The organism is Humisphaera borealis (assembly GCF_015169395.1).
GTDB classification, from domain to species: Bacteria; Planctomycetota; Phycisphaerae; order Tepidisphaerales; family Tepidisphaeraceae; genus Humisphaera; species Humisphaera borealis.
This window is the reverse complement of the sequence record NZ_CP063458.1, coordinates 6236889-6258768: the sequence shown is the minus strand read 5'-3', so window position 1 is coordinate 6258768 and position 21880 is coordinate 6236889. Positions and strand designations below refer to the sequence as shown.

Sequence of the window (21880 nt, the reverse complement as noted above, 5' to 3'; positions counted from 1 at the left end):
TCGATTGATGACGGTCGATCGCTGATCGTGAACCCGACGAGTGACTCGGATCCACAATCAGCGATCGACATTCGACATTCGACTATGGCACCGGCGGGTTAAACGCCTTCAGCGGCGCGTTGCCCACATCCACCTTTGTGACCTGCTGGTCTTCGGGGATGACGTACGCGAAATAGATCTTGGTCGGCGGACCGGCCGGCGTGAAGTCGGCGAGGCTGACGGTGCCGTCGGCGTTGTAGCGGGCGACGATCTCCGTTCCGCCGTTGACCAGTGCCCACACGCCGACCGGGCGATACTTCTTGCCGGTCTTGTCGGCGACGGTGATCTGCTCGACCTTATCCTTCCAGGCCCAGCCGTTGCCGGCACCCGGCGTGCACTCGAGCTGCACCATGATCGAACCGGTTTCGGCGACGAGCTGGTTCAGCGGTTCGCCGGTGCCGGCGTTGAGCTTCTCGGGGGTGACCGGCGCCAGGTTGATCGCCTTGATCTTGCCGTCTTCGAGAGTCACCGATCCGCCTTCCACCTTCACCTCGCCGGTGCTGCCGTCGGCGATGCGTACCGGGGCGTAGAACTTGCGGTTTTCGATCAGTTCCACGACGGTCAGGCTGGTATCGGCCTTGGCGGCAGCGGGCGGCGGCGCGGGCGTTGTCGGGGGCGCGGGCTGCGGTGTGGTCGGGGGCGTTGGCGTGGTCGGCGGCGGATTGTCCGACGGCTGCGGCGCCGCACCCTGCCGGTTGAACTGCTTGCTGAACCCTTTCTCCCCGTTCTCCAGCAGTACTTCGTTGTCGGACGGGAAGGTAATGCCGTACTTATCGTTGAAGACCTTCGTCCCGGCCGCCCCGCTATGCTCGAGCTGGAAGCCTGAATCGCTCGCAACGATCTTCCAGTTGCCGGGGGTGCGGACGGCTTCCTTGCCGCTGGGGTCGAGCGTGACCATCTCCATGCGGACCTGGTCCACCGTCATCAGGAGCTTGCCGCCGTCGTCGGTGCCGGCTTCCCACTTGCCGACCAGCTTCTGTGTGATCGTCTCGGCGGTGTCGGCGGGCTGGGCCGGGTTGAAGACCTTCGGCGGCTTCTTGACCAGGGTCTTGCGCATGACCTGAACGGCCTTGTTCGGCTTCAGCTTCGCCATCGGCAGGATGGGCTGGCCGCTGAGGTCCACGCGGGCCATCCGCTTGACCTCGATGAACGTGCCATCGGCGATAACAGTCTGAGTGGGGTCGGTGACCTTGCTGGATTTCAGGAACCCGTCTTTCTCGACCTGGAAGACCAGGTCAATGCCCTTGTCCTTGACGTTCGCGTCCTGCGTGCGGTCGTCGATGAACAGGAAGTCGTCGGCCCGGTTAAACCAGAACTCGACGCCCTCCTCGATCGTGCCCAGCGGGTGGTAGTTGGTCCACTGGTACCCGTCTGTGCCGGTAACCTTCTTTTGTGCGACCAGTCGGATTGCGCCCATGCTCAGGCGGATGATGTTGTCCTTGTTGTCGCGGGCCTTCTCGCCGAAGTAGACACGGAAGATGAGGATGATCTTGCTCGGGTCGAGCTTGGGGTTGGCCTTGGGGAAGAGCTTGTCGCGCTGGGCGCGGGCGATGGTCTCGTACTCGTGCACTTTCTGGGGAAGCTGCTTGTCGAGCCAGTAGATGCCGGCGTCCTTGTACTGTTCAGTACCGGGGATCGCGATGACGTCGGTCTGGGTTCCGTCGGGCTTGTTCATCGCGATGCGGTTCGCCGCCGCCTGCATGCCCAGGCGCTGCCCGAACATCTCGTTGAGCCAGTTCGGATGGATCGACGCCAGCGGGCGCGACGCCAGTGCGCCGCCGTCGCTGAGGCTCTGGATCATGTCGATCAGGATGTCGTCCGCGGGGACGATGAGCTTTTTCTGGTCCACTTCCGCGGCCAGGTGCAGAGGCTCGGTCGAGTTGATCGAGTCGTGCATGTGGAGCGAGACATTGCGGCCGCCGCCCTCCTGCGGAATGGTGGCGTCGCGGTCTTCTTCGTAGGCGAGGCGGGCGTAGCCCATCAGGGCCGGCTTAAAGCCCATGCTCTGTGCCGCAAAGGCACAGAGGCCGGCGGCGAAGAATCCAGCGACGATGCCCATGACGGCGGCCCCCGCCTTGTCGGCACCGGACGGCAGCGTGACGTTGCCCGGGATGAGCTTGTCGAAGACGAGCCGGCACACCAGGTAGATCAGGGCAAACAGCACCAGGACCACTGCACCGTGCGCCGAGCTGGCCATCGCACCGCCGAGGTACTTCTCGACGATGACCTCGTGGTAGCTGATGGACAGCACCGCCGCGAAGATGCAGAGGATCGCGCTGATGGTCGCACTGAAGAACCCCTGCGTGTAATGGAAGAATGCCACGGCAAGGATGACGAGCCCGAGGAAGATTAGAAACATCATGGCGATTGCTCGCGGTAAGGCGTTTGGCGACGCCGGAACGGAAATCGGTCGGAACGAAAGCGTTGGTCACGGTTGCCGGCCGCGGCGAATCGCGGGTGCGGCGAGGCTGACATCAGCCCGATTTGGGGCGCGACGTCGGCGGACGTGGCGTGCTGCCCGGCGCGGCGGGCGGGCGAGCACCCTGTGCGGCGGGTGGGCGTGCTCCCGGTGCTGCCGCGGGACGCGCACCAGGTGCCGCCGGTGCGGCTGCAGTCCCGGCCGGCCTGGGTGTGCCGGCGGGTTTGGGTGCGCCAGGGGCGGCGGCCGGACGCTGGGCCGGACGGGCTGCCGGGGCGGCCGCCGGGCGGGCGGCTTCCTCCGGCGGGCGAAGCACCCGAAGTACTTCCTGCACGCTCGTATCGCCGGATTCGACCAGCCCGAGCGCCTCTTCCTGAAGGTAACGGTTCTTGCCCTTGCGAAACGCGGTCTTGAAGTTGCTGCCGGGCTTTCCGCCGTCGGCGGCGATCGCGGCGCGAATCTCATCCGTCACGACCAGCACTTCAAACACACCGGTCCGGCCCGTGAACCGCAGGTCTTTGCAGAACTCGCAGGGAATCGCGTTGCCCTTGGGGTCGCGAAGCGGTGTCTCGCGCGCCTTGAACAGCGTCGAGACCTTCTCGGGATTCATGTTCAGTTTGCGGAGCGTGTTGGGGTCCGGCGTGTACGACTCCTTGCACGCCGCACAAAGCTTCCGCAGGACGCGGCCGCAGATCACCATCTTCAGGACTGCCATCCCCTGCGCCTGACCCTCGGTTCCGAGCAGTTTGCGCCACTGTTCGATCGCCTCGGCGGTCGAGCCGGCTCGCATCCCGACGTAAAGCCGACGCGGCCTTTCGCTCTCGGTGATGTACCGAATCGCCGACGCGGCCGACTTGGGGCTCTCCATGCGGTCCATCATGATGACGTCGGCGTCCTGGCTGCCGACCCAGTCGACCTTCGCCGCTTCTTCGTCGGGGGTGGCATTGGCGGCCAGCACGTTGGGCGTGAGCCCTTCGATCGTTTCCGGCGGATCGCGCTCGATGGAGTGCATGTGTTCCATGAACGCGTCGTGGCCGCGCATCACGCCGTACATGAGCTGGGTCAGTCCCTGCCCCTTGGGGGTGCACAACAGCACCACGCCCGAACGGTCGGCGATGGACTCCTTGATGACCTTCATCTGCGCTTCGCTGAACCCCAACTCCGGCATCTTGCGGCTGTGCCGCTTGGCGGAGTTGACCATCAGGCGAATGAACTCGCCGGCCGTCGTGCCGGCGGACTGCAGCTTGATGTCGCGCTTCTCGCCTCCTTCGACCGTCAGCTTCATCGTGCCGGTCTGGGGTTTGCGCTTCTCGTCGACGTTCATGCCGGCGGCCGCCTTGATGTAGCTGATCGCGGCAGGGCCGGCGGCGGCGTCGAGCACAGCCGGGAGGTCGTACGACACGCAATCGACGATGTACTTGACCTTCATTCCCTCGGCCGAGGGGGAGATGTCGATCTGGTCGGCACCCTTCTTCAATGCGTCGCCCAGCGCCAACTGTGCCGCGTCGTAGGCGGGCCGGTCGGGGGATTCACCTTCGGGAACCGGCAGTGGACCGCTCTTGGCGATCAGCTGCACGGCACCGGGGGTATCGCTTTTCTTGGCCCGCTTCATGCCCTTCTTGTAGTCGTCCCACTGCTGCTTGAGGTCGGACAGGCCGGCGACCTTGTTGCGGGCACGAAGGTAGACCGCGACTTCGCCCGCCATGATCAGCAGGACGATCGGCACGATCAGCCAGAACGAGAGCGGCACCAGGAAGACGATCGCGTAGGCGGCGATCAGGCCGACGAGGTTGCCGATGTTGAACGCGGCCTGCGAAAGGTGAGCCGCCTTGGCGTCGGTGCTGGCCCAGGCCAGCAGCTTGCACCACAGCAGCAGGATGCCGATCAGCACGACCGACTTGAAAATGCTGACGTACCCGCCGCCGCTGACGATCTCGGCGAGCACGGGTGTCAGGGCGTCGGTCAACGAATGAAGCGCCATGGTGTCTCCTTCGGTCCCGGTCCGTACAGTCAGCACGCCACACGAGCATGCGGGCGACGGTTGCCGAACCTAAACCGGGTGCCGCGACGAGTCGCGGCCGAGGCAGGCGGAACCTGCCGGAACGTGCCAACGAATAAAACGAATGCGCCGCCAGGGTCCTCCGAACAAACAGCGCATGGCGGGCGCGAACTTCCAAGTCCGGGCATTCTAGAGTGGCTTCGGCGAATTCGGAACAGCAAGTGTGAGCAGAAAGGGGGAGTTTAACCTGTCACAGCGGCGGCCGAGCGGATGGGCCCGTGCATACACCCGCGTGCGCGACAATCACTTTGCCGTGCGGACGTCGATCGGCTTATCCGCCCAACTGATTGGCGTTTGCCCTTCCAATGCCTCCACCACCCGGTCGCCCGGTCGGGCGACCGACGCCGCCGTCTGCCCGCTGGGGGGGACGACCATCTCCCAGGCCCACAGGTTCATCGGCGGGATTGCGTAGGGGGCGGGCTCGGCGGCGAGAACGATGCGCCGCGCGCCGGACTTACTCGCCTGATCGATCTGCTCCGCCGCGAGGTCTCGGCTGGTCGGCGCACCACTATCGCGGACGAAGCCGGCGATGTACGAGGTCCCGCGCAGCGACGTCTGGACGGCCACCACACTAAACAGCAACGAGGCGGCGATTTTGTTTCGCGCGTACGTCTGAATGAGGACCACCGCTTCGACGGCGAGGAAGACGTCGGTCGTCAGCAAGAATCGGCCGAACTCGCCGGGCTTTCCCGCGCCGACCAATGACCATTGGATCGCCGTCAGTATCGCAGGGCCGGCAAGCAGAAGGCCGTGGGCACGTCGGCGGACGGCCTGGGGTGATGTTTCGCGGCGGGTCCGCACGGCGCGAACACCAAGGATAACGGTGCCGAGCGCCCCCGCGATTGCCAGGGCGGGGCTGGTGCCGACGATGATGAGCCGGGCGACATTGATGACCCCTTCGACGGGCGAATGAATGTCGTAGAACGCCTTGGAGTTGCCCAGGTTCGATTGCAACGCCCCGCCGCCGCGGAGCAGGTGGACGGCGACGTAGGGGTTGGTCAAGGCATAGGCCAGCAGACCGACGAGCCCGGCGAAGATGGCGACCCGGCCGCGGTCGCCCCAGGACATCGGCCGGAGCAGGACCATCAGCGGCAGGATTGCGAAGACCGGCAATGCTGATAGCACCATGCCCAGTGCCAGGCCGCAGACGACGCCGGTGCCGATCGCGTGCGAGAGTTTGCCGGTTTCCACGTAGCTCGCCGCGGCGAGCACCGCCAGCAGCGTGAGGGTGAACCCGGCCAGGTGGGGCTTGGCTTCATGAGCGGCGTTGACGACGACGGGCATGATGACAAAGAGCAGACCGGCAGCAAACGCGGCCCACTGGCTGGCGGTAATCCGGCGAACGATCGCAAACAGCGCCCAGGCCCCGATGACGCCCCAGAACGCGCTATACAAACGGGCGACGACATAAAACCGGCCGAAGGCGTCTGGGTGATCGAGGTAGTAGCTCAGTCCCCCGCCGCCGCCGCGGAGATCGACGTACCCCACGACCGAAGCGACTTTCAGCAGCAGGCCCACGGGGTAGACCCAAAGGCCGCCGTACTGGTAAAGGCGCGGGTCGAAGTCGAAGTTCGCCGGGCGCATTTTGGCCAGCGCGGCGAAGGTGATGAACTCGTCGGGCTGATGGGAGAAGAGCCGGTATCGACGGACGATCTCGGCGCGGGCCGAGTCGGTGGAATTGACGACGATTCCGCCCGATTCGACCTGAGACTCCACGACAGCCGCCGTCGATTGAGGGGCATCGCCCGATCGGACGGGAACGGTCGCGGGCGACTCGGTGGACGACTCGGTGGACGGTTGCGAGGCGGGCTGAGAGGTCGAGATCGTCGCGGCGTGGAGGTCGATCTGCTTGCGCAGCTGCAACGCCTTTCGAAGCGGATTGGCGTCAACGTCCGCGCCCCGGCTGGGATCGTCCCATGGCGTTGCCGACCCCAGATCGGCGAGCATCTGCACCTGCGGACCGGTCCAAGGCGTCTTGTCGCCAAAGAGATACCGGTCGGCATCGCGCGAGGGCAGACCCCACTGGATTCCGGTCAGAAAGACCCCGGTGGCGCAGAAGAGGAGCAATACAAGAAGTGACCGCGGACCCGGCATCGGGCAGAGTGTAGTGAATCGCATGCGGTAGGCGGTAGTCGTCAGTCGTCAGTAGTCAGTAGTCAGTAGTCAGTAGTCAGTAGTCAGTAGTCAGTAGTCAGTAGTCAGAAGGCAGAAAACTGCGACTCGGTGTTTCCAAGTCACCCTGACTACTGCCTCCATCCATTCCAATATGTTGCTAAGTCGGTTTGTTTGGGTCACTGAGAATGAAGCGAAATGTTCATGAAGAGATGTCGCCTTGACCTCTCCCCTACCCGCCACTACTCTGTCGCCCCCTTGACCGGAGCGGGCGGTGTTTTTGCCCGACGTGACTTGCACGGTCGATGGGTTGCGCGTAACTTTGTGCGAAATTTCACGAAGTCGGTGTTTTCACTGCAAAAACGAGTGATAACGGGCTCGTGGGAAGACGGCGGAGGCGGTATGGCGGAGTCACCGCGGCCTCCTGAATCAGAAAAAAAAGACGCCGGCGCTCACGCCGACGACCTGTTAAAGGCGACGCCAGACCCGCACCGCGAGAGCCAGCAGTCGTCGGAAGAATTGGCGACCTGGCATCGGCTGGCGGGTGTCGGGATCGAGTTTATCGTCGCCTTCGGGTTGTTCGCATGGCTCGGCTGGTGGCTGGATAAGAAGTTCGCGACCGGGCCGTGGCTACTGATCGCGGGTTGTGCCCTCGGGTTCACCAGCGGCCTTTGGAGCCTGATCAAGGCCGCCCGGAAGATGATGTGATTCGGAACCGCCGAATGCCGAGTCTGACCAGTATGTTCGCCTTCGTCACCGCCGGGCAATCGCCGGCCATGCCGCGGGCGACGGCTCGCCGGGTGGTGGTTGCGGTGGTCGGAGCACTGCTCGTCACCGGCGCCTCGATCCTGGCGATCCTGACGCTGGTGCAGAAGCCGGATTGGACGCGCGGCCTCATCGCCGCAGGCGTGGTCTCGGCCTTGGCGTCGGCCCTGTCGCTCATCCCCCTGCTGTGGGGTGTTCGGCGGACGCTGAATGCCGCCGTCGCCGGGTACTTCCTGGCGATGGGTGTGCGGCTGGCAGTGAGTATCGGCGGAGCGATGCTGGCGGTTCACGCCGGCGGCTACCCGCAGACGCCCACGCTGCTGCTGATGGCCGTCTTTTATGTGACTGTGCTGGCGGCCGAATCGCTGGTCGTTGCGGCGGCAACGTGGACGATGAAGTAGGGTTCGCCTTGGCGGACCTGTCATGTGGACGTGAATCGATCGAAGCGCGAGAAAGCCTGATTGGTCCGCCAAGGCGGACCCTACAACAATGGCATCACTCTCCAACATTCTTACCTTGCCGCTGGCCGCGGGCGACGATCCGCTCAGCCACGTCGTCGACCATCCGTTGATCGGCAACTGGTTCAGCAGCCACATGTTCATGCTGTTCCTGACGGCGGCGATCATGCTGCTGGTCTTCCCCAAGCTCACCCGCCGCTACCGCTCCGGCGAACTGGTCCCCACCGGCACCCGCAACTTCTTCGAAGCCCTGCTCATTTACGTCCGGGAAGACATTGCCCGCCCGGTGCTGGCCGAGAACACCAACAAGTTCATTCCCTACCTTTGGACGCTGTTCTTCTTCATCCTGATCAATAACCTGCTCGGCCTGCTTCCGCTCGCCCAGCTGACCGGCCAGGTGTTCGGCGGTCACGGCATCGGCGGGACCGCCACCGGAAATATCTATGTGACCGGCGCTTTGGCGGCCGTGTCGTTCGTGGTCACGCAGGTGTCGGGCATTCGGGCCAACGGCCTGGTGAACTACCTGAAGCATTTCACGGGCGGCGCGCCCATCTACATGGCGCCGATCCTGATCCCGGTCGAAATCATCGGCATGTTCGTCAAGCCGTTCGCGCTGGCGATTCGTTTGTTCGCCAACATGGTCGCCGGCCACGTGCTGCTGGCGGTGCTGATCGGCTTCGTATCCGCGGCGTTCGTCAGTGCCAGCGGCGAGATCCGCTGGGGCATGGGCATGGGCGTCGGCGTGGTGTCTGTGATCGGCGCGACCGCGATCATGTGCCTCGAAGTGTTCGTCGCCTTCCTGCAAGCGTACCTGTTCACCTTCCTGACGTCGCTGTTCATCGGTCAGCTCACCGTGCACGAGCACGAGGACCACGACGACCATGCCCACTCCCACCACGGCAAGGACGATATGAGCCTTGGCGCGGGAGACATGATCGACCACTCGCTGCCGGACAACGTCCGCCAGGCCGGGTCGCACATGGCAGGCTGAGTGATGGGAATGACGAATAAAGAAATGCGAATGACGAATGAATGACCGAATGAATCAATGATCCATAGACCGTTTCGGGTTTGGATGTTCGAGTTTCATTCGCCATTCGATTTTCGTCGTTCGAGCTTAAAACGAGGGATCACGTCGTTCCCTCGACAACGAAAGTTCCGGCCTCTCTTGCGGGGGCCGACGGCAGATCGGGCCGGCCGGCATTGTCTCTTGCGGCCCATGTAGAAGGATGGTTCGAGTCATGAAGAAGATTTTCGCTCTCGTCGCGCTGACGCTGCTGGTCCTCCCGGCGATGGCGTCGGCCGCCACCCCGGTCGCGGTTGCCGGTCCGTCGATCCTCGCCGCCGAAACCGGTCTGGGCGACGGCATCAAGGTCCTTGGCGCCGCCGTCGGTGCCGGCCTGGTCATCATCGGCGCTGCCGCCGGTATCGGTAAGATCGGTGGTCAGGCGACCGACGCGATCGCCCGTCAGCCCGAAGCCGGCCCCCGCATCTTCACCACCATGATCATCAGCGCCGCCCTCATCGAAGGTGCCACGCTGTTCGCCCTGGTGATCTGTCTGATTCGGTAAGGTTGGCGTTGTGATGCGGGCCCTTCGTCCGCGTCAGCAGCATTGCGTTGTGTGTTGGTACGGCCTTGACGGGCTTTGCCTGCGGGTCGAAAGGCCTGAAGCACCATCGCAATCATGTGGATTCGAAACCATCACCGCCCGCGCCGGCAACGATGATTGCCGGCCGGGCGGATTCGATGATTGCCCCGGCCGTAAACGGGCGGTATGTCGCCGCGCCGATTTCGGCCTGATACCGGAGCTGTCATGACCGCCCTGCCGCGACTGAGTCGCCGACTGCTTCCCCTCCTGCTCGCCGTCGCCGTTTTGGCGGTGGCGTCGTCGGCGTTCGCCAACGCCGCCGGTGAGGAAGCGCACAAGCCCGAGCTGATCCCCCCCGCCGGGACCATGCAGATCATCACCACGTTGACGACGTTGATCGTCTTCATCGGGTTGGTGCTCATCCTGGGCAAGTATGCCTGGGGTCCGATCGTCACGGGTCTCAAGGCCCGTGAAGACAAGATCCGCAAGGACATCCGCGACGCCGAAGAGTCGCGTGCCAAGTCCGAGGCGCTGCTCAAGCAGTACGAGCAGAAGCTCGCCGCCGCCCAAAAGGAGGTCAACGACCTCCTGACCAAGGCGACGAACGACGCCCAGGCCCTGGCGACCAGCATCCGCATGAACGCGCAGCAGGAATCGGAAGAGGCCAAGGAACGCGCGACCCGCGATATCGAGGCCGCCAAGAACCAGGCCGTCAACGAGATCCATCAGTACGCGGCGAATCTCGCGACCAGCGTCGCCGAAAAGATCCTTCGCCGGAACCTCAACGCCGACGATCAGCGGGACCTGGTGCAGAGCAGCCTGGAGCAGTTGAAGAGCGTGAGCTCGAACTAGAGACGTGGCACCAGCAACGGCAATTGGAAATCCCATGAGTTCTTCAACAGTCGCCAACGCCTACGCCCGCTCCCTGCTGGATCTGGCCAACGGTCAGAGCCAGGCCACCGAGATCGGTCAGGAACTGAGCCAGATCAAGGAAGTGCTCGACGCCGAGCCGGCCTTTGCGGCGATGCTGTCGAACCCCGCGATCAGCGAAGCGTCCCGCGTGTCGATTCTGCAGCGGGCCTTCGAAGGCAAAGTCCATCCGCTGGTCTGGAACTTCCTCCGCGTCCTGAACGTGAAGGGTCGCCTCGGCGAACTTCGCGCGATCGACACCGCCTACAGCGACATGCTCGACGAGCAGTTCGGCAAGGTCGAAGTGGACGTTACCGTCGCGCAGCGGCTGGAAGACTGGCAGCTCGAACAGGTCCGCCAGGCCGTCAGCAGCGCACTGAAGCGAGACGCGGTGGTTCATCAGTATGTGGACGAATCGATCATCGGCGGCCTGATCCTGCGCGTGCAGGACAAGCTGATCGACACCAGCGTGCGAGGCCAACTCGCGTCGATCAAACAGAAGATGCTGGCGGTCCGGCCGACCTCGGCATCGGTCTGATCGCGCCGATAGATCGCAGATTTGAGATTCGAGATTTAAGACTTCAACGAGTCGAACTGATACACGCAACTTAAGGAGCTTGACCGGAACCCGGACCGACACGACCCGACACTGAAAAGAACATGGCCTCGGCTGTCTCTTCTCCGTGCTCGCTGTGTCCTCCGTGGTAAACGGCCTTTGCTTCGTCAAAACGTTCGGAGCCCGCTATGTCCATCAACGTCGCCGAAATCACCAGCATCCTGAAGCAGGAGATCGCTAACTTTCAGTCGTCCGCCTCGGTGTCCGAGGTCGGGACGGTGATCGAGGTCGGCGACGGCATCGCACGCGTCTACGGCCTGCGTAACGCGATGGCCGGTGAACTGCTCGAGTTCGCCAATGGCACCATGGGCCAGGTGTTCAACCTGGAAGAAGAGTCGATCGGCGCCGTCATCTTCGGCGACTACCTGAAGATCAAGGAAGGCGACACCGTCAAGTCGACCGGCCGCCTGCTGGAAGTCGCCGTCGGCGACGCCGTCATCGGCCGCGTCGTCAACCCTCTGGGTGTGCCGATGGACGGCGGCCCGGCGATCCCCTCGACCGAAACCCGCAAGATGGACATCGTCGCCCCCGGCATCGCCGAGCGGCAGCCGGTGCACGAACCCCTTCAGACCGGCATCAAGGCGATCGACAGCATGATCCCGATCGGCCGCGGCCAGCGCGAGCTGATCATCGGCGACCGTAAGACCGGCAAGACCGCGATCGCGATCGACACGATCATCAACCAGAAGGGCAAGGGCGTTAAGTGCTTCTACGTCGCGATCGGTCAGAAGGAATCGACCGTCGCCGGTATCGTTGAAGTGCTGCGGGCCAACGGCGCGATGGACTATACGACGGTCGTCGTCGCCAGCGCCTCGGACCCCGCCCCGATGCAGTACATCGCCGCCTACGCCGGCACCACGATGGCCGAGTACTTCATGTGGAAGGGTGAGCACACCCTCTGCGTGTATGACGACTTGACCAAGCAGGCCGCGGCGTATCGTCAGTTGTCGCTGCTCCTCCGCCGCCCGCCCGGTCGCGAAGCCTTCCCCGGCGACGTGTTCTATCTACACAGCCGCCTGCTCGAGCGGTCCTGTAAGCTCAGCAAGGAACTCGGCGGCGGTTCGCTTACCGCGCTGCCCATCATCGAAACGCAGGAAGGCGAAGTGTCGGCGTACATCCCGACGAACGTCATCAGCATCACCGACGGTCAGATCTATCTCGAACCCGACCTGTTCTTCGCCGGCGTCCGCCCCGCCGTCAACGTCGGCATTAGCGTGTCGCGCGTCGGTGGTAACGCCCAGACCAAGGCGATGAAGAAGATCGCCGGCGGTCTGAAGCTCGACTTGGCCGCCTACCGCGAACTGGAAGCGTTCGCACAGCTCGGTACGGACCTGGACAAGGCCACGCAGCGTCAGCTCGACCGTGGTGCCCGCCTGGTCGAACTGCTCAAGCAGCCGCAGTTCAAGCCGCTGCCGGTGGAGCAGGAAGTCATGGTCATCTACGCCGGCACTCAGGGCCACCTCGACGAAGTCCCCGTCAGCCGGATCGCCGAATGGCAGGACAAGTTCCTGCAATTCATGGAAGCCAGCCACAGCGGCGTTCGCGCGAGCCTGGAAGCCCAGAAGGCCCTGACGCCGGAGATCGAAGAGTCGCTCAAGAAGGCGCTCGGCGAGTTCAAGGCATCCGTCTGGAAGAAGTAATCCCTGGGAATGGTTCAGACCATGCCGCCCCTAGGCTTCCGGTAATGCAACACCGTTGCAACAGGTGGACTTGCATCGGTCGCCAAAGATGATGTTGGGATTCTTTTTCGGACCAAAAAAGGCTGGGATTTCCCTCGTAAGTGCGCCATTGCCCTAAACGGGTGGATGGCGGCAACAATCGACATGCCCCATAAGATCGGGTGCGATGAGCACCCGATCTTTCATTTTGCCAACCCGATCAGGTTTTGGTTCATCGTCGCGTTGGGACACACGGGTGTTCGCCTCGCGTTGCTTGTTACCCAGTTGGGTGAGTGTAGGAACGTAATCTGAGATACGTTGTATGTTGAGTAGGAAGTGGGCATTCGGGAACACCGATGCCACCAGAGCGTCCAAGTGGGTCGATCAGCCTGGGCGAGAAACTCGGGAAACCTTAATGTTGTGATCGCTTTAAGTCGCCTGATTTACTGAAGTTGGCGTAACGGCACCGGAAAATTAGTCATTCCCTGGCAAATATCCGAACGAATCGGCGGTATTGAGTGTGGCTGAGGCGTTTGGGAACAGCCTTTGCGACACCGAGCCGCGCCGGGGACTGCAAGAACGGAGTCGCGTTACGTCCAGCGGGGTACACACTATGAGCATGCAACAGGGTGAGAACAGCAGGACCAGTGGCACGTCGATGCCGAAGAACCTCTTCGGCTACGAGGTGCTGGACTACATCGGCCAGGGTGCCGGAAGCCTCATCTATGTGGTTTCCGAACCTCAGACCCGGCAGGTGCTCGCGTTGAAGCACGTCGTCCGCAAGACGGACAAGGACGAACGCTTCATCGAACAGCTCGAAGCCGAGTACGAGGTCGGCCGGAAGGTCAGCCATCCGGCCTTGCGCAAGTGCCTGAGCTACAAGGCGACCAAGACGCTCCTCCGCAAGACCACCGAAGCCGCGCTGATCATGGAACTGTTCGACGGCAAGCCGCTGGAGGGCAATCGCCCGATCGGCCTGCGTCAGACGGTGGACATCTTCATCAAGACGGCCCAGGCGCTGGCGGGCCTTCACAAGGCCGGCTACGTCCACTGCGACTTGAAGCCCAACAACATCCTCGTTGGCAGCAACGGCGAAGTGAAGGTCATCGACCTGGGGCAGACCTGCGCCGTGGGTACCATCAAAAGCCGCATTCAGGGTACGCCGGATTACATTTCGCCGGAACAGGTGAAATGTGAGGCAGTGTCAGCCAAGACTGACGTGTACAACTTCGGCGCGACACTGTTCTGGTGCCTGACGGGCAAGAACCTGCCGACGCTGTTCACGCTCAAGAAGGGCGAAAACAGCATCCTGTCGGATGACCTTATGGACACCCCCGCCAAGCTCAACCCGCGTTGCCCGGAGCCGCTGAGCAACCTGGTGATGGAATGCGTCCGCGTCCGCGTAGACAAGCGCCCCGAGATGGCCGACGTCGAACGCCGGCTGGAGATCATCCTGTACTCGCTTCAGAAGGCCGCTGCCGCCGCCGCGGCGGCACGCAATGCAGGCACAGACACCGGCGTCCGCGCCGTCGCGGTTTAGGTGCGATTCGTATAAGTCGTCATCACGACAAAGATCGATCGGGAGAGATTGCCACGCGGGACGGGCCGAAAGGTCCGTCCCGCGTGCGTTTGCGTTTTCGACTCAGCACTTCATTTAGAACTGCCGCAAGAACCGCACATCGTTCTCGATGAAGTAGCGAATATCCGTGATGCCGTACTTCCGCATTGCGATGCGTTCGATACCGAAGCCGAACGCCCAGCCCGAATAGACCTCCGGGTCGATGTTGCACGCGCGCAGTACGTTCGGGTGGACCATCCCACACCCGCCTAGCTCGATCCACCGCTGCTTGTCTTCGAACCAGACGTCCACTTCGGCCGACGGCTCGGTGAACGGGAAGAAGCTCGGGCGGAACCGCACCTTCGCGTCCTGGCCGAAGTAGGCGTGGACGAACTGCATCACCGTGCTTTTGAGGTCCACCATCGTCACGTTCGTGTCGACGACCAGCGCCTCGAGCTGGTGGAACATGAACAGGTGCGTCGCGTCCACCGTGTCCGGCCGATACACCCGCCCGGGGATCACCACCCGGATCGGCGGCTTCTGCGTCTCCATAACGCGAATCTGCACGGTGGAGGTCTGGGTGCGGAGAAGACGGAGCCCCGTAGGGTCTGCCTTGGCGGACGCGTTCGTCTGCGTAGCGGAAGAGTTTGTCGGTCCCTTCGTAACGTCCGCCAAGGCGGACCCTACATCCAGATAGAAGTTATCAATCGGATCCCGTGCCGGATGGCTCTCCGGGATGTTCAGCGCGACAAAGTTGTGGAACTCATCCTCCACTTCCGGCCCGCTGGCGACGCTGAAACCCATTCGGCCGAACAAGTCGGTCAGCTCGCCAATGACCTTCATCAGGATGTGCTTGTTCCCGACCGCGGGCCGAAGCCCGGGCTCGGTCACGTCCATGCCTGGCTCGCCGGCCGAGTCGGTGATCGCGGTCTTCTTCGCGTCGAACGCGGTGTTGATCTCGGCTTTGATCGCGTTGAGCTTCTGCCCCACCGTTTTCTTCTGATCCGGCGGCGCGGCGCCGATGAGCGACATCTTGGCCTTGAGGATCCCGTTCGATCCCAGGTACTTGATGCGGTACTGCTCCAGCGCGTCGTTGGTGGCGACGGTGGCAAGATCGGCAGCGGCCTGGCGGGACAGGTCGTCGAGTTCGGCAAAGACGTCGGGCATAAATGTAGGGTGGGGATCACCCCACCACGATGCGTGGTCTGGCAAGCTGTGTCCGCGCCGGCAAATCCGCTCGCGAAGTCAACACAACAGGTTCTCGTATGCCGCTTAGTGGGGTGAACCCCACCCTACGGCGGACTGCAGCACCCGGCGAAATGGCCCTCCGCCCGGCGAAGCGGTACATTCTGCGGCGGATGCGAGGCGGGTCAAGCGGACATCTCGCATTGTGGTGGCACGGGCTTCCCGCCCGTGTCTTTTGAACTGTTTTGCCGGCCAAGCCGCACGGGCGAGACGCCCGTGCCACGGGGGAAGCGCCCATGGACCTCTCCAAGCTCCCAAAACTCTCCAAGACCCGGGAAAACACGCCACAGGCGCAGCCGACAGCGGACGCCCCGCGTGACCCGCTCGAGTATGGCACCCGCCGCCGTTACGACTACGAAGAAGAGGGGCCGCTCGGCTTTCTCGACATTTTCCTCGCCGTCGGCATGGGCCTGCTGTTCATGTTCCTGGGGATGAACTACGGCAAGCACCTGCTCGGCTCGAAGGAGGCGTATCCCGAGATCACCGGCACCGGCTATGTCTGGAAAGACGGCCACCCCAAGGCCGGCCAGCCGATCCTGCCTGACGAGCTGACCCCCGAGAACCGCAAGGCGTATGACGCCCAGATCCTCGGCCGGCAGATGGGCATGACCAGCGAGGCTTCGCTGTTCATCCTCGGTGCCGGTCTGGCAATTGCGGGTCTTGTCGGTGTCCTGGGTCACCTGGCGTTCCTGCACATCAACGTTCGGCGTGCCGGAGCGATCCTGGGCGTCGTGGTCACTGGCCTGGCGATGGGCTATGCGATCTGGGCCGTCGCGTCGATGCTGCGGAATGGCGTGACGCCGCCCATGACCATGGTAGCGATTCTCGTCGCCGGCTTGTCGATGTTTATGCAGGTCGCGGCGGTTCGATCGCTGATGTTCTCGCCGTCGTATGTCGGCGGACCTGTGACGACGGCATCGGCCGACACCAGATTTTCCGATCGTCCCGTTGCCGCCCGCACGGCGGGTGTTGCCCCAGCGTCGGCGGTCGCCGCCGATCGCATCGTCCACCACCGTTTCGCCCACCAGACGCTCCGCAAGGCCGTCGTCGGCGATCCCGCAACAGTCGTGGGCGTCCTTCAGGGTGCAGGCGGCACGAAGTACCTGCGTGATCTCTGGGAGGCGACCTGCCACACCGCCGGCATCGACCCGCAGGCCGCCCCGCCGACGGGACTTGAAGCCGAGATGACGCAGGTCGGCCCCTACTCGTCGGCGATCATCACGATGCCGCCGGCCAAGGATCGGGGCGAGGCGGTGTACGTCGGCATCGTGCTTCGGTCCTACGTTCGGCAGGACGGCGCAGTCATAGAGCGGTCGCCCCTGGTGCTCTACTACGCGTTGGAGGTCGACGGCACCGCCGATGGGAAGGCACTTCTCTGCGAGTGGCAGGCTGGCGACCACGTGAAGTTTGCCGACCGGGTTGCGACCGATTTCACGCCTTTCCGCGAGGCAATGTGGGCAAAAGTGCAGAAGCGACAGGAAGCGGAAGATCGGGCATAAACCGGTCCTTGGGAACGCCGAATCGCCGCTCGGCGGCGCCACTCTCCGATCCCGACTGCCCGGATCAGGTCTATCGGGGTCGCCTACACCCTACATCTTGCCAAATCGGTCTTTTTCTCGCTGAAAACCGTGGCCCTGTGACCTTGGCAGCACCGCAGTTTGCGGCATTCAATCCTATGCTGACGTTGTGGATGCCTGTTCCACAAACCGGAGCCGTTTGTAACGAACGGGCCCACTAACCGAGGCGTCTTATCCCCTGTCTGTTCTTTCGAGGACCGGTAATTAGCCGAGCCTGTGAAAGAGAGACGGGATTATGGAGACTAAACTTTCGACGGTGCTGGTGGGTTGGGTCGCAGTGGTCGCGTACCTCATGCTCTGCGGACTGCTGAGCGGCCTACAATAAAGCGACGATGCCGCACGGCAGCGGCCAAACGAAACAGCGTGAGAGGCGGCGGATTTCGGCCAGAGCTACAACGGAGTCTTTAAGCCTCTCACATAAGCACCCTACCTCCCCTGAGCCCCCGGCGTCTTCCCCGCGCCGGGGGCACTTTTTTTGGCGGCGTCGAGCCCGCAATGTCCTGAACCCGTCGAGCACGGTCTCTTGACGCCAGGCTACGCCGCGGGTCAAAACCGCTGCATGCCCCGCAATCTAGCTCGTTCCGCACGCGTGTCTCCCTATCGGCTCTTCTATGTCATCGGAGGACTGCTGACCGCCCTGCTGGCTTGCACGGCTTACTGGGGCGCGCGATGGCACGGGGTCTGGGCCTACCTTGCGGCGATCAATGTGACCACGCTGCTGCTCTACGGCTTCGACAAGCGCCAGGCTTCGACCGGCGGGTTGCGCGTCCCTGAGAAAGTGCTTCACACGCATGCCTTTGTCGGCGGTACACCCGGTGCCTTCTGCGGCCAGCGGCTCTTTCGGCACAAGACCATCAAGGGGAGCTTCCAGCGACTGTTCTGGGGAATCTTCGGTCTGCAGTTGCTGCTGATTGCCGCCTGGATCTATCTGAGTCGGCATTGAACGAATGCCAGGCCTCAAGAACTTTAACGCGCGTGAGGAACCTGCTTTTGGTGTCTCATTTGTTCGTCGTGCCCACGGCGGATTGCGGCTTTTGTCGTCGTGCTTTCGGAGGATTCGCGGCGACGTGGCGTTTAATTTTTGTCCACGCGCCCTTGCAGACCGATTCGCACTCTGTATATTCCGCGACCCGCGTTGGGGAAGGCACTTAAGCCTGACTCGACGCGAGACACGGTCCGCGAAAAAATGCAGTGACTGTGCTTGACGGACCGAAATTGAAAGGTAAGATTCGCGACCCGAAACGAACGGGACGCAACGAAGATACGTAAGGCTACACGAGGAACTGCTTGGTCAACACCAACGCTTACCGCCGGTCACCCCGCTAAAGGCCCCTCTCGTAAGGGTTGCCGATGGCAAATCGGCGACTCGAAGTCCTGACGACATCTGAATCTGCAGTGTATCGAGGTTCGCAGAGAACTCGAACGGGAAAGCCGCCGACTGTATTCGGCTCTCCCGTCCGCGTTTGGCGGACAAGCATTTATTGTCGACTGGTTCGCAAAGCGAACCGGTCGGTGATGAATGCAGCTCTTTGACAAGTGAATGATAAGGTTCAAGGTTTACTGTAAGTAAAGTAAACCTCTGCGACGCCTCCCCATTTTTAGCTGGCACCCAGCCAGCAGGTCTTTTCGTCTTGATCTGTGTTCTATAGGAACAGGTCGGGGAGGTGTCGTCGAGCACCTTTTTTGGCGACTGATCCGTTATCGAATCGCGTCGGCAGGCTGAAGGTTCGGGTGTTGAAGGTTGAGATTGAATGATCGAAAGGTCAGGCGGTCGAGATCGAAGCACTCGTGCACGAGGCCTGGTTTTCCGACGACGTTGCAACTCGCCCGTTGTGGCACCGAGTTGGGCTTGGGAAGTAACTTCTTCCAAGTCTGGCTGCGATGCCTTCGAGTTGCCAGGAGCAAGTGGTCGTTAGCAGGTTGAGGAAACTCAATCGGCGATCGGCAATGAGCGATTGGCAATCCGAATGACGGTGATCGATAAATGTGGTCAAACTCTTAAGGGTGTATGGTGGATGTCTTGGCATCGAGAGGCGATGAAGGACGTTGTAGCCTGCGATAAGCTCCGGGAAGCTGGCAAACAAGCGTTGATCCGGAGATTTCCGAATGGGGAAACCCCACCTTCGGGTGACTCCTGCCTGAATGTATAGGGCAGGTAGAGCGAACGCGGTGAACTGAAACATCTAAGTAACCGCAGGAACAGAGACAGACATGGATTCCGTCAGTAGCGGCGAGCGAACACGGAAAAGCCCAAACCGGGATTCGTCCCGGGGTTGCGGGCGCTTCGAGCTGAAAAGCACTTAACAGAACGGTTTGGAATGGCCGGCCATAGCGGGTGAAAGCCCCGTATGTGAAAAGTGTAATAGGCGTTGAGAGGCGTACCAGAGTAGCACGGAGCTCGTGGAACTCCGTGTGAAGCTGGCCGGACCACCGGCCAAGGCTAAATACTCCTCGATGACCGATAGTGAACAAGTAGGGCGATTGAACGATGAAAAGTACAGCTGTTAGCTGAGTTAAAAGTACCTGAAACCATACACTTACAAGCGGTCGGAGCCCTATGCCCGCAAGGGAATGGGTGACGGCGTACCTTTTGCATAATGGGCCGGCGAGTGCACGTATACAGCAAGGCTAAGGTGTCAAGCACCGGAGCCGAAGCGAAAGCGAGTCTTAAAGTGGCGTTGAGTTGTGTGCGTGCGGCCCGAAACCCCGTGATCTACCCGTGGCCAGGTTGAATGTTCCGTAAAAGGGACAGAAGGACCGAAGCCGTGAACGTTGAAAAGTTCTGGCATGAGCTGCGGGGAGGAGTGAAAGTCTAATCAAACGGGGAGATATCTGGTTCTCTTCGAAATGCCTTTAGGGGCAGCCTCAGGTAAATATCCTATGGGGGTAGAGCTACTGAAAGAGGACGTGGGGCTACCCGCCTACACGCCTCTACCAAACTCCGAATACCATAGGACGTACCCTGGGAGTGAGTCCGCGAGGGATAATCTTCGCGGTCGAGACGGAAACAACCGAGATCGCCTGCTAAGGTCCCTAAATCTAACTTAGTTCGTGAGGAAGTCATTCTGCTGTGACAGCTAGGATGTTGGCTTAGAAGCAGCCACCATTTAAAAAGTGCGTAATAGCTTACTAGTCGAGCAGAGCGGCGCCGTAAATGATCGGGAATAAGTTGGATACCGAAGCAGCGAGCTGCGTAAGCAGCGGTAGAAGAGCGTTGTAATCCGCATTGAAGCCATACCGTAAGGAGTGGTGGAGCGATTACAAGTGAGAATGCCGGCATGAGTAACGATAATGCAGGTGAAAATCCTGCACGCCGAAAGCCTAAGGTTTCCTGGGGAAGGTAAATCCGCCCAGGGTTAGTCGGGAGCTAAGTCGAGGCCGAAAGGCGTAGACGATGCACAGCAGGTTAATATTCCTGCACCGGTGTAGAGATCAAAGCAGTGTGCGCTTTTTCCAAGCAGATCCTCCGATTAGTCGTGGAGGTTTCGCAAGATCGAGGCCGTTTTGTTGCCGAAGTCTGTGGCGAAAGAGCCGAGAAAAGCACTGCAGGCAAAGCACTGTCCGTACTAAAACTGACACAGGTAGGCGAGGAGAGTATCCTCAGGCGCTCGAGAGAACTGCGGTTAAGGAACTAGGCAATCTAACCCCGTAACTTAGGGAGAAGGGGTCCCTCCTCGCAAGAGAGGGCGCAGGAATCAGCCTGGGCGACTGTTTATCAAAAACACAGCACTGTGCTAACTCGCAAGAGGATGTATACAGTGTGACGCCTGCTCGGTGCGGGAAGGTTAAGGAAGTCGGTTAGGGATACGTCCCAAAGCTGGCGACCGAAGCCCCCGTAAACGGCGGCCGTAACTATGACGGTCCTAAGGTAGCGAAGTTCCTTGTCGGGTAAGTTCCGACGTGCATGAACGGCGTAACGACTTGGGCGCTGTCTCGACCGCAGACTCGGTGAAATTGAAGTGGCGGTGAAGATGCCGCCTCCCCGCAGCAAGACGGAAAGACCCCATGCACCTTTACTATAGCCTGGTACTGATGCCGGTTGTGGACTGCGTAGGATAGGTGGGACGCGTTGATCCGCTGGTTCTGGCCAGCGGGGAGCGGTTGGTGAAATACCACCCTGTTTGCATTCGTCATCTCACCCTGTGCCATGAATCTGGTCAGGGAACCGTGCTAGGTGGTTAGTTTGACTGGGGCGGTCTCCTCCAAAAGAGTAACGGAGGAGTACAAAGGCGGGCTCAGGCCGGTTGGCAATCGGTCGTCGAGCGCAAGGGTATAAGCCCGCTTGACTGCGAGTGCTACAGCACGAGCAGAGCTGAAAGGCGGTCCTAGTGATCCTGTGGTCCCGTGTGGAAGGGCCATAGCTCAACGGATAAAAGGTACGCTGGGGATAACAGGCTGATCGCACCCGAGCGTCCATAGCGGCGGTGCGGTTTGGCACCTCGATGTCGGCCCATCACATCCTGGGGCTGAAGGCGGTCCCAAGGGTTTGGCTGTTCGCCAATTAAAGTGGTACGCGAGCTGGGTTCAGACCGGCGTGAGCCAGGTCGGTCCCTATCTGCTGTGGGTGTGGGAATCTTGACGGCAATTCTTCCATAGTACGAGAGGATTTGGAAGGACTGACCCCTGGTGTACCAGTTGTCCTGCTAAGGGCACGGCTGGGTAGCCATGTCGGGAACGGATAAACGCTGAAAGCATCTAAGCGTGAAGCCAATGCCAAAACGAGGATTCCATGCGGATTCGTCCGCGAGAGACCCCGGGTAGACCACCCGGTTGATAGGCCGGAGCTGTACGGCTAGAAATAGCTTCAGGTTACCGGTACTAACGGTCGACAGTTTGACCACTTTTATCGATCATCGTTGCAAAAGAGGCGATGAGT

The 21880-nt window shown here is 61.6% G+C and carries 14 protein-coding genes and 1 rRNA gene; 11 read left to right on the top strand and 4 right to left on the bottom strand.

Going from position 1 to position 21880, the window contains the following annotated elements:
- Positions 1-82: 82 nt before the first annotated feature.
- The 3 genes from IPV69_RS23520 to IPV69_RS23510 form a co-directional block, all read right to left on the bottom strand.
- Positions 83-2401: a hypothetical protein gene (locus tag IPV69_RS23520; RefSeq protein ID WP_206292170.1), complete on the bottom strand. Its 2319-nt coding sequence runs from the start codon at positions 2399-2401 to the stop codon at positions 83-85.
- A 112-nt stretch (positions 2402-2513) separates the two neighbouring features.
- The gene (locus tag IPV69_RS23515) at positions 2514-4439 is read right to left on the bottom strand and encodes an ATPase, T2SS/T4P/T4SS family (protein WP_206292169.1); all 1926 of its coding nucleotides are present in this window, start codon (positions 4437-4439) and stop codon (positions 2514-2516) included.
- A gap of 321 nt (positions 4440-4760) precedes the next feature.
- Positions 4761-6635: an ArnT family glycosyltransferase gene (locus tag IPV69_RS23510; protein WP_206292168.1), complete on the bottom strand. Its 1875-nt coding sequence runs from the start codon at positions 6633-6635 to the stop codon at positions 4761-4763.
- Positions 6636-7031: 396 nt separating this feature from the next.
- On the opposite strand from IPV69_RS23510, the gene IPV69_RS23505 reads away from it, so the two are divergent.
- From IPV69_RS23505 to IPV69_RS23470, 8 genes are all read left to right on the top strand, one after another.
- Positions 7032-7337, top strand: a complete 306-nt coding sequence (locus tag IPV69_RS23505; RefSeq protein ID WP_206292167.1) for an AtpZ/AtpI family protein — start codon at positions 7032-7034, stop codon at positions 7335-7337.
- Positions 7338-7369: 32 nt separating this feature from the next.
- Entirely contained in the window at positions 7370-7795 is a 426-nt protein-coding gene (locus IPV69_RS23500) for a hypothetical protein (protein ID WP_206292166.1), read from the top strand.
- An 88-nt stretch (positions 7796-7883) separates the two neighbouring features.
- Positions 7884-8843: a F0F1 ATP synthase subunit A gene (gene atpB / locus IPV69_RS23495; RefSeq protein WP_206292165.1), complete on the top strand. Its 960-nt coding sequence runs from the start codon at positions 7884-7886 to the stop codon at positions 8841-8843.
- Positions 8844-9144: 301 nt separating this feature from the next.
- Positions 9145-9423 (top strand): ATP synthase F0 subunit C, encoded by a 279-nt coding sequence (atpE, locus tag IPV69_RS23490; protein ID WP_206295663.1) that lies wholly within the window; start codon positions 9145-9147, stop codon positions 9421-9423.
- A 243-nt stretch (positions 9424-9666) separates the two neighbouring features.
- On the top strand, positions 9667-10293 hold the full coding sequence (atpF, locus tag IPV69_RS23485; protein ID WP_206292164.1) for a F0F1 ATP synthase subunit B: 627 nt from the start codon (positions 9667-9669) through the stop codon (positions 10291-10293).
- 34 nt (positions 10294-10327) lie between these two features.
- Positions 10328-10888 carry an ATP synthase F1 subunit delta gene (atpH, locus tag IPV69_RS23480; RefSeq protein WP_206292163.1) on the top strand — a complete coding sequence of 187 codons (561 nt, stop codon included), beginning with the start codon at positions 10328-10330 and terminating at the stop codon, positions 10886-10888.
- A 206-nt stretch (positions 10889-11094) separates the two neighbouring features.
- Positions 11095-12606, top strand: coding sequence for a F0F1 ATP synthase subunit alpha (gene atpA / locus IPV69_RS23475; RefSeq protein WP_206292162.1), 1512 nt, complete (start codon positions 11095-11097; stop codon positions 12604-12606).
- A gap of 631 nt (positions 12607-13237) precedes the next feature.
- Positions 13238-14164 carry a serine/threonine protein kinase gene (locus tag IPV69_RS23470; RefSeq protein ID WP_206292161.1) on the top strand — a complete coding sequence of 309 codons (927 nt, stop codon included), beginning with the start codon at positions 13238-13240 and terminating at the stop codon, positions 14162-14164.
- A 114-nt stretch (positions 14165-14278) separates the two neighbouring features.
- Here IPV69_RS23470 and pheS read toward each other — a convergent pair whose 3' ends face one another.
- On the bottom strand, positions 14279-15349 hold the full coding sequence (gene pheS / locus IPV69_RS23465) for a phenylalanine--tRNA ligase subunit alpha (RefSeq protein WP_206292160.1): 1071 nt from the start codon (positions 15347-15349) through the stop codon (positions 14279-14281).
- A 314-nt stretch (positions 15350-15663) separates the two neighbouring features.
- On the opposite strand from pheS, the gene IPV69_RS23460 reads away from it, so the two are divergent.
- From IPV69_RS23460 to IPV69_RS23450, 3 genes are all read left to right on the top strand, one after another.
- Positions 15664-16926, top strand: a complete 1263-nt coding sequence (locus IPV69_RS23460) for a DUF3784 domain-containing protein (protein ID WP_206292159.1) — start codon at positions 15664-15666, stop codon at positions 16924-16926.
- A gap of 637 nt (positions 16927-17563) precedes the next feature.
- The gene (locus IPV69_RS23455) at positions 17564-17947 is read left to right on the top strand and encodes a DUF1294 domain-containing protein (protein WP_206292158.1); all 384 of its coding nucleotides are present in this window, start codon (positions 17564-17566) and stop codon (positions 17945-17947) included.
- Between the two features lie 1045 nt (positions 17948-18992).
- Positions 18993-21845, top strand: a 23S ribosomal RNA gene (locus tag IPV69_RS23450).
- Positions 21846-21880 lie beyond the last annotated feature (35 nt).

Excerpts from the sequence above, each read along its gene's own strand:
- IPV69_RS23520 (WP_206292170.1), bottom strand. The coding sequence starts at position 2,401 with ATGATGTTTCTAATCTTCCTCGGGCTCGTCATCCTTGCCGTGGCATTC.
- IPV69_RS23515 (WP_206292169.1), bottom strand. The coding sequence starts at position 4,439 with ATGGCGCTTCATTCGTTGACCGACGCCCTGACACCCGTGCTCGCCGAG.
- IPV69_RS23510 (WP_206292168.1), bottom strand. The coding sequence starts at position 6,635 with ATGCGATTCACTACACTCTGCCCGATGCCGGGTCCGCGGTCACTTCTT.
- IPV69_RS23505 (WP_206292167.1), top strand. The coding sequence starts at position 7,032 with ATGGCGGAGTCACCGCGGCCTCCTGAATCAGAAAAAAAAGACGCCGGC.
- IPV69_RS23500 (WP_206292166.1), top strand. The coding sequence starts at position 7,370 with ATGTTCGCCTTCGTCACCGCCGGGCAATCGCCGGCCATGCCGCGGGCG.
- atpB (WP_206292165.1), top strand. The coding sequence starts at position 7,884 with ATGGCATCACTCTCCAACATTCTTACCTTGCCGCTGGCCGCGGGCGAC.
- atpE (WP_206295663.1), top strand. The coding sequence starts at position 9,145 with ATGGCGTCGGCCGCCACCCCGGTCGCGGTTGCCGGTCCGTCGATCCTC.
- atpF (WP_206292164.1), top strand. The coding sequence starts at position 9,667 with ATGACCGCCCTGCCGCGACTGAGTCGCCGACTGCTTCCCCTCCTGCTC.
- atpH (WP_206292163.1), top strand. The coding sequence starts at position 10,328 with ATGAGTTCTTCAACAGTCGCCAACGCCTACGCCCGCTCCCTGCTGGAT.
- atpA (WP_206292162.1), top strand. The coding sequence starts at position 11,095 with ATGTCCATCAACGTCGCCGAAATCACCAGCATCCTGAAGCAGGAGATC.
- IPV69_RS23470 (WP_206292161.1), top strand. The coding sequence starts at position 13,238 with ATGAGCATGCAACAGGGTGAGAACAGCAGGACCAGTGGCACGTCGATG.
- pheS (WP_206292160.1), bottom strand. The coding sequence starts at position 15,349 with ATGCCCGACGTCTTTGCCGAACTCGACGACCTGTCCCGCCAGGCCGCT.
- IPV69_RS23460 (WP_206292159.1), top strand. The coding sequence starts at position 15,664 with ATGGACCTCTCCAAGCTCCCAAAACTCTCCAAGACCCGGGAAAACACG.
- IPV69_RS23455 (WP_206292158.1), top strand. The coding sequence starts at position 17,564 with ATGCCCCGCAATCTAGCTCGTTCCGCACGCGTGTCTCCCTATCGGCTC.